Raw genomic sequence first — 14,144 nt, 5'->3', positions numbered from 1 at the left:
CCATTCGGGCAGGCGTGGCCGGAGAGCGGAACTCTGGCAAGCGGATGATCGAGGGTCGTCGAAATCTCCCGGACCGAACGCCTTTCCGGCGAAAATCGATCTGCAATGTTCGCTTTTCTTCTACTGCTCGACCGATTCCTTTTTCATGTGATTGTCGCTCCGGTATCGCCCTGGCTGGTTCCGGCTTACCGCTGGGCGCCCTCGGGCCGGTCCGGAAGCAGCCGCGCGCGCAGCCGGCCGATCAGCGCCTCGTCCACCCCGACCGTGCCGGTGGCATAGGCGTGGACCGAGCCGTGGGTGGCGGTCAGGTCCGCGAGTACGAGCCGGATCACGTCCTCCGGCGCGCGTCCGAAGCCCGGCCAGCGCAGCGTGCGCCCCGGGTTGGCGGCGTGCCAGTCGGCCACCAGCCGCGCGGTGGCGAGTTCGGTGAGCGCGAAGTCGGCAGCCACGTCGTCCTCGCCGACGCCGAGCAGGCTCAGTACCAGTGCGGCGATCAGCCCGGTGCGGTCCTTGCCCGAGGCGCAGTGGAACACGACCGGCCGGTCCGCGTCGGCGATCAGTTCCAGGACGGTGCGGATCTCCGCGACGCCGTCCTCGGCCACCTCGGCGAAACGATCCGCCAGGTAGCGCCACGGGTCGAGGTCCGGGTCGATCTCGGCCTGGTCGTACGGCCGGTGCTCGATCGAGAGGTTGTGGTACGCGACGCCCTCCAGCTCCGGCAGCCGGCCCTTGCGGGCGATCTCCCACGGGTAGCGCAGGTCGATCACGGTGCCGATGTCCAGCGCCCGGAACCGTTCCTGGTCGGCGGGCGAGGTGAGCATGCCGAGCGAGGCCGAGCGGTAGAGCCGCCCCCACCGGACCGTCCGCCCGTCGGCGGTCGGGTAGCCGCCCAGGTCACGGAAGTTGTGCGGTCCCTCGAAGGCGATGTGGCGTGTCATGTTCGCACCCTATCGGGCCGGTCCGCTGCGGCCGACGGTCGCTCAGGGGTGCTCGGGCGCCGCGACCAGCGCCTCCAGCAGGCCAGGGAAGCGCTCCGCGAACTCCTCGCCCCGCAGCGCGTTCATCCGCGAGGTGCCCACGTAGTGCTGGCGGATCAGTCCGGCCTCGCGCAGGACGTGGAAGTGGTGGGTGGCGGTCGACTTGCTGACCGGCAGCTCGATCACCCCGCACGGCAGGTCCTCGCCGGCCGCGTGCAGCGCACGGACGATCTGCCGCCGCACCGGGTCGACGAGGGCCTCCAGTACCTGCTGGAGCGTGATCGTCCGCAGGTCGGGGTGCGGGGGGACGCGGTCCCGGGCGGGGGTGGAGCCGGTGCGCGGTGCGGTTCGGGCCATCGGTGGTCGGCCTCCTGTCCTGTGGTCGGCCATCGTACGACATCGGTCGAAGTACGAGGAGGGTAGAAGTACGATCGGAATCAAAGTTTGACACTCACCGTACTTTGGGCTTGGCTGGGCAGCGCGAGAACGCGTTGATCACCTGCGGCGAAAGGAAGTTGAACCATGGTCAGGACCGTGCTGTTCCACGAGCTGGGCGGGCCCGAGGTGCTGCGGCTGGAGGAGGCGCCGATCGCCGATCCCGGCCCCGGTGACCTGCTGGTCCGCATCGACGCGATCGGCCTCAACCGCGCCGAGGTGCTGTACCGCACCGGCCAGTACATCGAGGACGTCCGGGAGTTCCCCGGCCGCCTCGGCAGCGAGGCCGCGGGTGTCGTCGAGGCGGTCGGCCCGGCCGTGACCGGGTTCGCCGTCGGCGACGCGATCAGCGTGGTGCCGGCCTTCTCCATGAACGACTACGCCGTCTACGCGGAGCGGGCGGTCGTCCCGGCGAACGCGGTGGTGCACCGGCCCGAAGGGCTCGACGCGGTCGGCGGCGCGGCGGTCTGGATGCCCTATGTCACCGCGTACGGCGCCATGGTGGAGGCCGGCGGCCTGCGGGCCGGCGACACCGTGGTCATCACGGCGGCCTCCAGCAGTGTGGGTCTGGCGGCGATCCGGACCGCCAGCCGGGTCGGCGCCGTCCCGATCGCCACCACCCGCACCCCGGCCAAGCGCGAGGCCCTGCTGAAGGCCGGTGCCGCCGAGGTCGTCGTCACCGAGGAGGAGGACCTCGCCGCCCGCGTCCTGGAGCTGACCGGCGGCCGGGGTGCGGACCTCGCCTTCGACGCCGTCGCCGGGCCCGGTGTCGTCGACCTCGCCCGCGCCCTCGCCCAGGGCGGCACCCTTCTCCTCTACGGAGCCCTCAGCGGCGAGGACACCCCGTTCCCACCGATGCCGGTGATGAAGGGCAAGTCCATGCGCAGCTACACCCTGCACGAGATCACCACCGACCCCGAGGGCCTGCGCCGCGCCGAGGCCTTCGTCGCCTCCGGTCTGCGCACCGGTTCCTTCGAGCCCACGGTGGACCGGGTCTTCCCCTTCGAGGAGATCGCCGACGCCCATCGGTACCTGGAGGGCGGCAGCCAGATCGGCAAGATCGTCGTGAGGGTCGACCACTGACGGTCTATGGGTGGCAGGGTCGTGATGCCGGTCGTCATCTACGACCGCGCCGACCGGGCGGCCTCGACGGAGACGATCGGCGACAAGGTCGGGCGGTCCCGAAGACCGTCGTCGAGTACGATCCGGCGCACGACAGAACGGGGGCGGACCATGCAGAAGAGGCGCACTCCGTGGGCGATCGCCTACTTGCTGGTCGGACTCGTCTGCTTGCTGACGGCCGTGGCCGTGGCCGCGTCGAGCACCAGGGTCGACGACCTCGTCCCCATCGCCGTATTCGGAGTTCCGGGCCTGGTGCTGACGCTCCGCGCCCCGATGTTCGGCGTGTCCTTCGGCGCCTCCGGTGTGAAGTACTCCGGACTGCTCAACTCGCGCTCCTACCCGTGGTCCGAGGTCCAGGAGGTGAAGTCCGCCGTTGTGACCGGGACGGTGTTCTCCTCCAACGTTCCGGAGCTGGTGCTGGCCTCCGGCAAGGTCGACCAGCTGTCGATCCTGGCGGGCTACGGGGCGGGGGGAAACACGCAGAACGAGCGGGTCGAGCAACTGGTGACCGAACTGGAGACGACCCGTACCGCCGCCCTCCCCGCGTGACGCCGATGTTCCCGGGCCGCGCAGCCGGCCGATTCTCGAGGAGCACGGAATGGCGTCGATGTACGGACCACTGCGGTACGGGCCGGACTGCGCCCGGCTGGGGCACCGGGAACGCCGGGCCGGGGAGCCGGTGTTCGACCGGGAGGCGCTGCACCGGATCCCGCACGTCCCGCCGTGGACGCGGGACCGTGCGGTCGACCGGATCGTCGACGCGCTGCCGGGCCCGAACGCGGCCCTGAACGCGGCCCCGAACGCGGACCTGAATGCGGCCCTGAATGCGGCCCCGAACGTGGCCCCGAACGCGGACCCCGATGCGACAACGGATCAGGCTCCCGCTCCGGATTGGGATCGGCGATGATGGGGAGGATGTGACGGGTCGTGGGGACGGTCGTCCGGGGCGGCCCGTGCCGGACGAGCGCGCGGAGGCCCGATGGAGCACGGTATCGACCGCAACCTCGCCACGTCCGCGGACCGGGCGGACTACCTGGTCGAGCTCTCCAACATCGTCCGCCGCACCGACTTCGGCGGGCCCGCGCCGAGGTCGCTGCACCGGCTGGGCCTGGTGGTGGACGCGCTGGTGCGGCTCACCGGGGACCGGCGGGTGGCCGTCTACTGCGTCGCCGACCGCAGCCTGCTGGGCGGGCGGCGGGAGTTCACCGAGCCCGGGGACGCGCCGACGCTGGCTCGCTGGGTCGCGGAGGGGCTGGTCGAGGAGGTGCCGGACGCCGACGAGCGGGTGCTGGAGATCGCCGGCATGACCGGGATCCAGGTGGTGACCGGCGACTACTACGACGACCACCGGATCGAGCACCCGTGGATCCAGGGCAACACCTGGCAGTTCCTGCGGCCGGAGGCGGCCGGGCGGGGCGCGGTCCGGCTGGCGCCGCTGGACATGGGGCACCGGACCGGCGCGGAGATCTCCAAGAAGATGGAGCTGTCCGCGCTCAAGAAGCAGGGGCTGCTGACCGCCGCCCGCAAACCGCTGGTCGAGGTGGTCGGGCGGGCCTGGCGCTGCCCGGACGCGCGGTGCAGCCTCTACAGCGTGCACCGCGGCGGGCGGGTGATGCTGCCGCGGATGCGCGGCGGCGTGCCGACCTGCGAGCTGCACGGCACCCCGCTGCTCGACGACGGGGCCCGGCCGGGTGCCGCCCAGGTGAAGCTGGTGCTGGACGGGGAGTGCGTGGGCCGGTTCACCCTCGACGAGGGCGCGCGCACCGAGGTCGGCCGCGCCCCCGGGACGGCGGACGGCATCGCGCTGGCCGGGCTGCTGCCCGCCGAGCGCGCCGCCCGGGTCAGCCGCCGGCACCTGCTGGTCGCGGTGCAGGGCGGCGCCGTGGTGGTGCGGGACACCAGCACGTACGGCAGCCGGATCCGGGTGGCCGGGCGGCGCGGGCACCTTGGCCCGTGGGAGCCGTTCGCGGCGGGGGCCGACCGGCCGTTCCGCCCGGGCGACGAGGTCGAACTCACCCCCGGCCTGGTGCTGACCCGCAGCGGGCGCCGCTTCCCGGCCGAACTGGCCGGGGCCTGGCGGGCGGAGGGGGCCCGTACCCCGCTGCCGCCGGGCGCGGCGGAGCCGACCCGCTTCGTCTGAGGCAGCCCCCCGGCCCCTTGGACGCTGCGGTCCGTCAGACGCTGTGGTCCGTCAGACGCTGCGGTCCGTCAGGACCTCGCGGACGACGTGGCGGGCGTTGGCGGCCAGCGGGGGGTTGGTGGTGCGGTAGTAGGGCAGTTGGACGAGGGCGATGGAGAGTGCCCAGGCGCGGCCGCGTTCCCAGGTGGCGTCGTCGACCGCCAGGGCGGAACGGAAGGCCGGGCGGGCGGACGCCGGGAGCACGTTCCAGGCGGCGATCAGGTCGACCGTCGGGTCGCCCGCCCCGAGCAGGCCGAAGTCCAGGACGGCGCCGAGGCGTTGGCCGGCGACCAGGAGGTTCCCGGCGGTGAGGTCGCCGTGCACCCAGGCGGCCGGTCCGGTGGGCTCGGGCAGCCGCAGCGCCTTGTCCCAGAGCGCGGTGGCCGCCCCGGTGTCGATCACGCCGCGCAGCCGTCCGACCGCCGCGCGGGTGGCGGCGTCGCGGCCGGACAGCGGTCCGCCGCGGGAGGCCGGCGGGGCGTCCGGCTCCGGCTCGACGGAGCGCAGCGCGCCGAGGAACCCGGCCAGGTCCCGGGCGAGTTGTCCGGGGTCGGCGAGCGCCCCGGGGGCCGGGTTGACGCCACCCAGCCAGCGCAGCACCGACCACTCCCACGGGTAGGCGGCGGTCGGCCGGCCGTGGGCGACCGGTATCGGCACCGGTACGGGCAGCCGCGGCGCGAGGCGGGGCAGCCAGTGCTGCTCGCGCGCGATGTTCCCGGCGGCCCAGGCGGCCCGGGGCAGCCGCACGGCGAGGTCGGCGCCGAGCCGGAACATCGCGTTGTCCGTGGCGGTGATGCCGACCGGGGTCAGCGGCAGGCCCGTCCACTGCGGGAACTGGGCCGCGATCAGCCGTCTCACCAAGCCGGTGTCGATGACGGGTTCTTCGTCGTGCAGACGGTCGTGCAGGAAGTCGTCGTCGTGCATGCGGTCGGGCGTCCGGGCGGCTGCGCACATGCCCGGCACTGTACGCCGGGACGGGCCCCGCGATCAGGCGGATTTCGAACACCAGGGTGAGAACATGAGGATTTCACAGGGGCGTTGGGTTTCGCGGGGGGCGCTCGGGGACTCGGTGGTGCTGCCGGGAGCCGCCGGTCCTGGCCCGGCCGGGGCCGCCGCCGCGCCACGCCCGGGGTGGTGGGGGCGGGGCGGGGCGTCGGTGGCGGCTGTCAGAATGCGGGGGTACGGACAGCAACTCTGAAGAAGGTGACCGGCTTCGTGACCACGCCAGTCGAACAGGCGGCCCAGCAGGCCCAGCAGGCGATCGGGCGGAAGATCGCCGAGGAACTGGGCGTCCGCGAGGGGCAGGTGAAGGCGGCGGTCGAGCTGCTGGACGGCGGCGCGACCGTGCCGTTCGTGGCCCGTTACCGCAAGGAGGCCACCGACTCGCTGGACGACGCGCAGCTGCGCACCCTGGAGGAGCGGCTGCGCTACCTGCGGGAGCTGGAGGAGCGCCGCGCCGCCGTCCTGGAGTCGGTCGAGGCGCAGGGCAAGCTGGACGACGAGCTGCGGGCGCGGATCCTCGCCGCCGACTCCAAGGCGCGGCTGGAGGACATCTACCTCCCGTTCAAGCCGAAGCGGCGCACCAAGGCCCAGATCGCCCGCGAGGCCGGTCTGGAGCCGCTGGCGGACACCCTGCTCGCCGACCCGACGCAGGACCCGGCGGCGCTGGCCGCGGGGTACCTCAACGAGTCGGTCGCGGACGGCGCCGCCGCACTGGAGGGCGCCCGGGCGATCCTGGTCGAGCGGTTCGGTGAGGACGCCGACCTGGTCGGCTCGCTGCGCGAGCGGATGTGGACCAGGGGCCGGCTGGTCGCCACCGTCCGCGAGGGCAAGGAGCAGGAGGGCGCGAAGTTCGCCGACTACTTCGACTTCGCGGAGCCGTACACCAAGCTCCCCTCGCACCGGATCCTGGCGATGCTGCGCGGCGAGAAGGAGGAGGTGCTGGACCTCGACCTGTCCCCGTACGACGGCGACGAGGGCGGTGACCTGCCCGGCGCGAGCGACTACGAGCAGCGGATCGCCGCCCGCTTCGGCATCGCCGACCACGGCCGCCCGGCCGACAAGTGGCTCGGCGACACCGTCCGCTGGGCCTGGCGCACCCGGGTCCTGGTCCGGCTCGGCATCGACCTGCGCGGCCGGCTGCGCGCCGAGGCCGAGGACGAGGCGGTCCGGGTGTTCGCGGCGAACCTGCGGGACCTGCTGCTGGCCGCCCCGGCCGGCACCCGCGCCACCATGGGCCTGGACCCGGGCTTCCGGACCGGCGTGAAGGTCGCCGTGGTGGACGCCACCGGCAAGGTGCTCGGCCACGACACGATCTACCCGCACCAGCCGGCCAACAAGTGGGACGCCGCGCTGGCGACCCTGGCCGCGCTGGCGAAGAAGCACGGCGTGGACCTGGTCGCCATCGGCAACGGCACCGCCTCGCGGGAGACCGACAAGCTCGCCGAGGACCTCCTCAAGCGGCACCCGGAGCTGGGTGTGACCAAGGCGATGGTCAGCGAGGCCGGCGCCTCGGTGTACTCGGCCTCCGCGTTCGCCTCGCAGGAGCTGCCGGACCTCGATGTGTCGATCCGCGGCGCGGTGTCGATCGCCCGCCGGCTCCAGGATCCGCTGGCCGAGCTGGTCAAGATCGACCCCAAGTCGATCGGCGTCGGCCAGTACCAGCACGACCTGAGCGAGGTGAAGCTCTCGCGCTCGCTGGACGCCGTGGTCGAGGACTGCGTCAACGCGGTGGGCGTGGACGTCAACACCGCCTCCGCGCCGCTGCTGACCAGGGTCTCCGGCATCACCGGCACGCTCGCGGACAACATCGTCGCGCACCGGGACGCCAACGGCCCGTTCCGCACCCGCAAGGAGCTCAAGAACGTCGCCCGGCTCGGCCCGAAGGCCTTCGAGCAGTGCGCGGGCTTCCTGCGGATCCCGGACGGCGACGACCCGCTGGACGCCTCCGGCGTGCACCCGGAGGCGTACCCGGTGGTGCGCCGGATCCTGGCCGCGACCGGCGGGGAGCTGCGCGAGCTGATCGGCAACGGCAGCCGGCTGCGCGCGCTGCGGCCGGGCGACTTCGCGGACGGCACCTTCGGCGTCCCGACCGTGACCGACATCCTGGGCGAGCTGGACAAGCCGGGCCGCGACCCGCGTCCGGCGTTCCGCACCGCCACCTTCAAGGAGGGTGTCGACAAGATCGGCGACCTGGAGGTCGGCATGGTGCTGGAGGGCGTGGTGACCAATGTGGCCGCGTTCGGCGCCTTCGTCGACGTGGGTGTGCACCAGGACGGCCTGGTGCACGTCTCGGCGCTGTCGAAGAACTTCGTCAAGGACCCGCGCGAGGTGGTCAAGCCGGGCGACATCGTGACCGTCCGGGTCACCACGGTGGACGTGCCGCGCAAGCGGATCGGGCTCACCCTGCGGCTGGACGACGAGGTCGGTCGCGGTGGCGGCGAGGGCGGGCGGGGCGAGGGCGGGCGCGGCGGCGACCGGCAGGCGCGCCCGCCGCGCCAGGAGCGGCGCGGCGGCCAGAGCGGTCAGGGTGGCGGTCAGAGCGGCCAGGGCGGTCGTGGTCAGGGCGGCGGCGGTCAGGAGCGCCGGGACCGGGGCGGTTCCGGCGGCTCGGGCGGCTCTGGGGCGCTGGGCAACAGCGCCATGGCGGACGCGCTGCGCCGGGCCGGTCTGGCCGGCGGGGGCGGTTCGGACGACCGCCGCTCCGGGCGGCGCTGACACACGGCGTGGTGGCCGGGGGACGCGCGTCCACCGGCCACCACGCGGGCCGTACCGGGCTCAGACCAGCAGCTTGTCCTTGGCCCGCTGGTACTCCTCCTCGGAGATGGACCCGTTGGCCTTGAGTTCGGCGAGCTTCGCCAGGTCGTCGACGTGGCTGCGGCCCGTGCCCGCGTCCCCGGTGCCGCCCTCGCCCGGGGTGCCAGCTGCGTCCCGGATGTACGCCTTGAACGCGGCGTCGGCCTTCTGGGCCTGGGCGACATCGCGTTCCCCCATGCTCTTGCCGCGCACGATCACGTACACCAGCACGCCGATCAGTGGCAGCAGGATCACCAGGATCATCCAGCCGGCCTTGGCCCAGCCGCCCATGTCGTGGCTGCGGAAGATGTCCGTGATGATCTTGAACAGCAGGAAGAACCAGAGGATCCAGAGGAACAGCTCCAGCATCGTCCAGAAGATGTTGAGCAGCGGGTAGTTGTCCATGACGGCTCCCGTCGGTGCGGGCCCGATAAGGACCCGAGTCCCTTCGAGTCATATCACCGCGAATCGGGCGCCGTGCTGCCGTACTGAGCCATTCCGGTGAGCTTCGGGACGCCGCCCGGCGAGCCTACGGGCTCGGCTCAGCGCGGTCGCGACCGCAGCTCCACCGCCAGCGCGATCAGCTCGCCCCACCAGGCGTCGTGGCCGTCCAGCAGCAGCCGCCGGGCCTCGTCCGGCTCCACCGCCCGCACCTCGACGACCTGCTCGCCGTCGTCCGGGTTGGTCGGCACCGAGTCCACCGCCACGTCGGCCCAGCCCCAGAGCCACGCCTTCTCCGGGTGCGGCTGCCACGGCCGGTAGGGCACCGGGTCGTCGGTCACGCAGCGGTGCGCCCCCAGCCAGACCGGGTCGCCGAGCAGCCGGGCGCCGGCCTCCTCGCGCAGCTCGCGGACCAGGCAGGAGTCCACGGACTCGTTGTGCTCGCGGGTGCCGCCGGGCAGGAACCAGTGGTTCCGGTCGTCGCGGCAGAGCACCACCCGGTCGCCCTCGGTGAAGCCCACCAGGTGGATGTTGGTGACCAGCTCGTCCGGCGGCAGGACGGTCGAGAACTGCGCGTCGTAGCGACCCCAGGCCCAGTACTGCGGGGCGTGCAGGGCGGGGAAGAGCGCGGCCAGCTCGGTGGCCCGGGACGCGTCACCGGGCCGGGGCGGTCTGGGGATCAACGGCGCCCCGGCCGCCCCGCCCGCCCCGGGCGTATCGGTGGCAGCGGTGACATCGGTGGCAGCGGCGACATCAGTGGCGTCGGTGGCATCGGCCGCCCCGGCCGCATCGGTGGCATGGCTGGCATCGGTGGTATCGGTCATTCGGTGATCGTAGTCCCGGCCGGACGCAGCAGGGGGGTGGTCTGGTGAGCCAGGGTCAGCTCCGCGGCGTCGATCGCCCGGGGCCGGCGCGGGACCTTCGCCTCCAGTGGCTGCCGCACCCAACTGCCCAGCGAGATCTCGGCGGTGATGCCCGGACCGAAGCCCGCGATCAACCCCTGGGTGCCGTCCTCGACCCCGCCCTCCTCGAACATCCGGGCCAGCGCGTCGAAGACCACGGCGCTGGCGATGTTGCCGCGTTCGGTGAGCGTGGCCCGGGAGAACCGGAACGCGGCCGGCTCCAGGTTGAGGAAGCGGCAGAGGTCGTCGAGGATCCGTGGACCGCCCGCGTGCACGATGTAGAAGCCGAGGCCGGAGACGTCCCAGGCGTGGTCGGTGGCCAGGGCGCGCAGGGCGGGCGCGAGCATCTCCATGGTGCCGGGCACGCGCTTGTCGAGCTGGAAGTGGAAGCCGGTGTCCTTGACCCCGTAGGAGATCCAGTGCTCGGTGTCGGGGACGAGGTGCGAGCCGTTCCGCTCCAGGTGGACGCCGGTGCCGCCGTGGCCGCGCAGCACGACGGCGGCGATCGCGTCGCCGAACAGCCCGTTGGAGAGCAGCGAGCCGACGCCGAGGTCGGTGGGCTGGTAGCAGAGCGAGCAGAACTCGCAGGCGACGATGAGCACATTGGCGCCGGGGTAGGCGCGGCAGAAGTCGTGCGCCCGGTTGACGGCGGCGCCGCCGGCCGCGCAGCCGAGCTGGGCGATCGGCAGTTGGCGGGTGTCGGAGCGGAACCCCATGCTGTTGATCAGCCAGGCGGTCAGCGAGGGCATCATGAAGCCGGTGCAGGACACGTAGAGGATGAGGTCGATGTCCTGGGCGGTGAGGTCGGCGTGGCCGAGGGCGCGCTCGACCACCTCGGGGACGCGGCGTTTGGCCTCCCGCTCGTAGACGGCGTTGCGCGTGGTGAAACCGGGGTGCCGGAGGGTCTCCTCGATGGGCTGGACCAGGTGCCTGGTTTGCACTCCGGTGTTCTCGATCAGCCGTAGGGCGAGCCCGAGTTGCGGGTGGTCGGCGTGCAGGGTGCGCGCCAGGTCGAGGGTCTCGTCGAGCGTGATGACGTGCTCGGGGACGGCGACGGCGGGGCGGCAGAGAGTTGGCATGGCGGGGTTCTCCGATGGGCAGGTGGCCTGTGGGCAGGGCTCCTGCGGGCAGGTGGCCTGCGGCTGGGGGCGGTCGTCACCAGGCGACGGGCAGGGTCCGCGGGTAGCGCCAGATCGAGCCGGTCCGCCAGTCCAGCGCCTCCGGCGGCACGGCGAGCCGGAGCCCCGGGAAACGGTTCAGCAGGGTGCCGATGGCCACCTGGAGCTCCATCCGGGCCAGATGGGAGCCGAGGCAGTGGTGGGTGCCGTAGCCGAAGGTCATATGGGTGGGGGCGCCCCGGTCGAGGTCGAGCTCGTCGGGCCGCTCGTACACCGCGGGGTCGCGGTTGGCGGCCAGGTAGGAGACGTGCACCGGCTCGCCGGCCCGGATCAGCACGCCGCCGAGCTCGACGTCCTCGGTGGCGACCCGGGCGATTCCCACGCCCTGGCGGAACGGGATGAAGCGGAGCAGCTCCTCCAGGGCGCGCGGCAGCATCTCGGGCTGGGCGCGGAGCTTGGCGAGCTGCTCGGGGTGGGTGAGCAGGGTGTAGGTGATGTTGGACAGCTCGTAGGTACTGGTGTCGTGGCCGGTGACCAGCAGGACCATGGCCATCACGGCGAGTTCGTCGTCGTCCAGCAGCTCCTCGCCGTCGCGGGCGGTGGCGAGGGCGCTGATGAGGTCCTCGCCGGGATCGTGGCGGCGGGCGGCGGTGAGCTCGGCGAAGTAGGCGCGCAGCGCGGTCTTGGCGTTGACCTGGCCGGCGCCGCTGTTCGGCCCCATCGCCATCATCGCGACGGCGTGGCCGCGGAGTTCGGTGCGGTCCTCGGCGGGGATGTCGAGCAGCTCGCAGATGGTGGTGAGCGGGAGCCGGGCGGAGAGGTGGGCGACGAGGTCGGCGGGCGCACCGTGCTCGGTCATCTCGTCGAGGTAGCCGTCGACGACGCGCTGGGTGTGCGCGCGCATCCGCTCGACCTGGCGGTTGGTGAACCCCTGGGCGACGAGGCGGCGCAGCCGGTTGTGGGCCGGCGGGTCCATGAGGTTGATCGACTCGACCTGGGCGATCGGGGCGGGCGTCATCCGGGGCAGGTCCCGGCCGATGCCCGCGGCGCGGCTGAACCGGCGGTCGGTGGTGACCACGCGGACGTCCTCGTAGCGGGTGGCCAGCCAGGCCTCGCCCTCGCCGTGCGGCAGGCGGATTCTGGCGATCGGCTCCTCGGTGAGCAGTCGCTTGAGGAGGGGGTCGAACTCCAGGCCGTCGGTGTGGTTGAAGGGGCAGTCCCACACGGATGCGGAGGAGGGAGTCACGGGCTGATCCAGGGGCCGGTTCTGCCGCCCGACCGGGGTCGTTCGGGCGCGGACGTGCTGATGTTCCCCCATCCGGCGGCGAATATGGCGTCATGGGCGATCTTTCCCTCGATCGAGGGAGATAGACGATTGTCATGCGATATGGGCGAGTTGGGGGCGCCGGGGCGGCGTTCGGACCGTCTGCGAGAAGGCCGGGCCGGACAGCGGTGACGACGCCCCGAAGGCCGCGGCCCGCGTCCGTCAGCGCGCCGGGCGCGGCCCGACGCCGTGGAGCACGGTGTCGACGATCAGGGTGGCCAGGGTGTCGGGGTCGGGGGCGGTGGCCGTTTCCGCGGTCGCGGTGCGGCCTGCCCCCGCGATGGCCGGCTCCCCGTGCAGGACCTCGCCGATGAGCGCGTAGTAGACCCGCCGCACCCACTCCAGGTCGGCGTCCGCGGCGATCACGCCCTGATCCTGGATCCGGCCGAGCAGTTCGACGCAGCGGCGGGCGATCTCCTCGTGGATCCGGGCGGCCGCCTCGCTCCCGGCGGCCGCCGGTCCGAGGGCGAAGCCCCAGGCCGCCTTCACTCGCAGCACATTGGCCGTCGCCCGGTGCAGGGCGACCAGCGGCGGCGCGGTCTCCGGATGCCCGTCCTCGATCGCCTCGGCGAGCTTGGCCGCCGCCTCCACCGCCAGCGCGTCGACCAGGGCCTGCCGGTTGGCGAAGCGGCGGTGGACGGTGGTGCGGGTGACGCCGGCGGCCTCCGCGATCTGCTCCATGGTCGCGCCCGGGTGCTCGGCCAGGACGCGTTCGGCCGCCGCGAGGATCGCGCGGACGCTGCGTTCGGCGTCGGCGCGCAGCGGGCGCCCGGGGGTGCGGTTCATCTGTGTGCCTCCAGCTCTGCCGTACCCGGGAACGGTACAGCGGGGGATCGGCTTGCCCAGTAACTGAAACATGAGTGTTGCAGATCATCGATTATTCGATACTCTCGTGTCACAGATAGCGAGACAAGGGAGCACCCCCCGTGCGCACTGCCAGCACTGCCACCACTGCTCTGATCACCGGCGCGTCCTCCGGCCTCGGTGCCGAGTTCGCCGCCCAGCTCGCGGCGCGCGGCCACGACCTCGTCCTGGTCGCCCGCTCCGCCGACCGCCTGCACGACCTCGCCAAGCGCCTCGGCGAGGCCCACGGCGTCACCGCCCACGTCCTGGTCCAGGACCTCTCCGCCCCCGACGCCGCCCGCCGCGTCGGCGCCGAACTCGCCGACCGGGGCCTCACCGTCGACCTGCTGGTCAACAACGCCGGCTTCGGAACCTGCGGCCCGTTCGAGACCATCGACGGGCAGCGCGACCACGACCAGCTGATGGTCAACGTGGTCGCGCTCGTCGACCTCACCCACGAACTGCTGCCCGGCATGCTCGCGCGCGGCGGCGGCGCGGTGGTCAATGTGTCCTCCACGGCGAGCTTCCAGCCCACCCCGTACCTCGCCGTCTACGGCGCCTCGAAGACCTTCGTGCTCAACTTCAGCCTCGCGCTGCGCCAGGAGTACCGGCGGCGCGGCATCCGCGTCCTGGCGTTCTGCCCCGGGCCGGTGGAGACCGAGTTCTTCAACGTCATCGGCACCCGGAAGGCCGCCGTCACGGGCAGCTTCGCCACCCCCGGGCCGGTCGTCCGGGCGGCGCTCCGGGCCCTCGACGCCGACCGCGCCTACGTCGTCCCGGGTTTCGCCAACCAGCTCAGCGCCCACCTCACCCCGCGCCGCCCGCGCACCATGGTCGCCGCGATAGCCGAACGCCTCACGCGTGGCGTCCGCGATGCCATGGCCGGCGGCAGCCGTAACCCGAGCGGCGAGCGGGTGGCCTGAACGGGTGATCTTCCACCTCGATCGAGTGCACAGCGCGTGCAAGGGCGTGCAGTTGGGGAATCGACGCCGCGTCGGACGTTCCGGC

Annotated in this window: 14 protein-coding genes; 6 read left to right on the top strand and 8 right to left on the bottom strand. The window is 72.9% G+C overall.

Annotated elements, in window-relative coordinates; translation table 11 throughout:
• Positions 1-185 precede the first annotated feature (185 nt).
• Entirely contained in the window at positions 186-938 is a 753-nt protein-coding gene (locus ADK60_RS30770) for a tyrosine-protein phosphatase (protein WP_053650301.1), read from the bottom strand.
• Positions 939-980: 42 nt separating this feature from the next.
• The gene (locus ADK60_RS30765; protein WP_045944218.1) at positions 981-1,334 is read right to left on the bottom strand and encodes an ArsR/SmtB family transcription factor; all 354 of its coding nucleotides are present in this window, start codon (positions 1,332-1,334) and stop codon (positions 981-983) included.
• Positions 1,335-1,499: 165 nt separating this feature from the next.
• Here ADK60_RS30765 and ADK60_RS30760 point away from each other — a divergent pair, with 165 nt between their 5' ends.
• The 4 genes from ADK60_RS30760 (at position 1,500) to ADK60_RS30745 (ending at position 4,674) form a co-directional block, all read left to right on the top strand.
• Entirely contained in the window at positions 1,500-2,495 is a 996-nt protein-coding gene (locus ADK60_RS30760; protein ID WP_053650300.1) for a zinc-dependent alcohol dehydrogenase family protein, read from the top strand.
• A gap of 150 nt (positions 2,496-2,645) precedes the next feature.
• Positions 2,646-3,083, top strand: coding sequence for a hypothetical protein (locus ADK60_RS30755; protein WP_159400663.1), 438 nt, complete (start codon positions 2,646-2,648; stop codon positions 3,081-3,083).
• Positions 3,084-3,213: 130 nt separating this feature from the next.
• Positions 3,214-3,441, top strand: coding sequence for a hypothetical protein (locus tag ADK60_RS44010; RefSeq protein WP_159400662.1), 228 nt, complete (start codon positions 3,214-3,216; stop codon positions 3,439-3,441).
• Between the two features lie 72 nt (positions 3,442-3,513).
• The gene (locus tag ADK60_RS30745; RefSeq protein WP_053650297.1) at positions 3,514-4,674 is read left to right on the top strand and encodes a hypothetical protein; all 1,161 of its coding nucleotides are present in this window, start codon (positions 3,514-3,516) and stop codon (positions 4,672-4,674) included.
• A 51-nt stretch (positions 4,675-4,725) separates the two neighbouring features.
• Here ADK60_RS30745 and ADK60_RS30740 read toward each other — a convergent pair whose 3' ends face one another.
• Positions 4,726-5,667: an aminoglycoside phosphotransferase family protein gene (locus tag ADK60_RS30740; protein ID WP_234371351.1), complete on the bottom strand. Its 942-nt coding sequence runs from the start codon at positions 5,665-5,667 to the stop codon at positions 4,726-4,728.
• 261 nt (positions 5,668-5,928) lie between these two features.
• Between ADK60_RS30740 and ADK60_RS30735 the strand changes: the two genes are divergently transcribed.
• A complete protein-coding gene (locus ADK60_RS30735) occupies positions 5,929-8,430 on the top strand; it encodes a Tex family protein (RefSeq protein ID WP_079008822.1) in 2,502 nt (833 codons plus the stop codon).
• Positions 8,431-8,490: 60 nt separating this feature from the next.
• On the opposite strand, the gene ADK60_RS30730 is transcribed toward ADK60_RS30735, so the two are convergent.
• The 5 genes from ADK60_RS30730 to ADK60_RS30710 form a co-directional block, all read right to left on the bottom strand.
• Positions 8,491-8,913 (bottom strand): SHOCT domain-containing protein, encoded by a 423-nt coding sequence (locus ADK60_RS30730; protein WP_045943981.1) that lies wholly within the window; start codon positions 8,911-8,913, stop codon positions 8,491-8,493.
• Between the two features lie 137 nt (positions 8,914-9,050).
• Positions 9,051-9,773 (bottom strand): NUDIX hydrolase, encoded by a 723-nt coding sequence (locus tag ADK60_RS30725; RefSeq protein WP_079008821.1) that lies wholly within the window; start codon positions 9,771-9,773, stop codon positions 9,051-9,053.
• Positions 9,770-10,930, bottom strand: coding sequence for a type III polyketide synthase (locus ADK60_RS30720; protein ID WP_107084368.1), 1,161 nt, complete (start codon positions 10,928-10,930; stop codon positions 9,770-9,772). The genes ADK60_RS30725 and ADK60_RS30720 overlap by 4 nt, the downstream gene beginning before the upstream one ends.
• A gap of 76 nt (positions 10,931-11,006) precedes the next feature.
• Positions 11,007-12,227: a cytochrome P450 gene (locus ADK60_RS30715; RefSeq protein ID WP_053650309.1), complete on the bottom strand. Its 1,221-nt coding sequence runs from the start codon at positions 12,225-12,227 to the stop codon at positions 11,007-11,009.
• 228 nt (positions 12,228-12,455) lie between these two features.
• Positions 12,456-13,079, bottom strand: coding sequence for a TetR/AcrR family transcriptional regulator (locus ADK60_RS30710; RefSeq protein WP_053650294.1), 624 nt, complete (start codon positions 13,077-13,079; stop codon positions 12,456-12,458).
• Positions 13,080-13,219: 140 nt separating this feature from the next.
• Here ADK60_RS30710 and ADK60_RS30705 point away from each other — a divergent pair, with 140 nt between their 5' ends.
• On the top strand, positions 13,220-14,059 hold the full coding sequence (locus tag ADK60_RS30705; protein WP_053650293.1) for an SDR family NAD(P)-dependent oxidoreductase: 840 nt from the start codon (positions 13,220-13,222) through the stop codon (positions 14,057-14,059).
• Positions 14,060-14,144: the final 85 nt, after the last annotated feature.

It is taken from the genome of Streptomyces sp. XY431 (genome assembly GCF_001279805.1).
GTDB classification, from domain to species: domain Bacteria; phylum Actinomycetota; class Actinomycetes; order Streptomycetales; family Streptomycetaceae; genus Kitasatospora; species Kitasatospora purpeofusca.
This window is presented reverse-complemented; position numbering and strand designations above follow the sequence as displayed.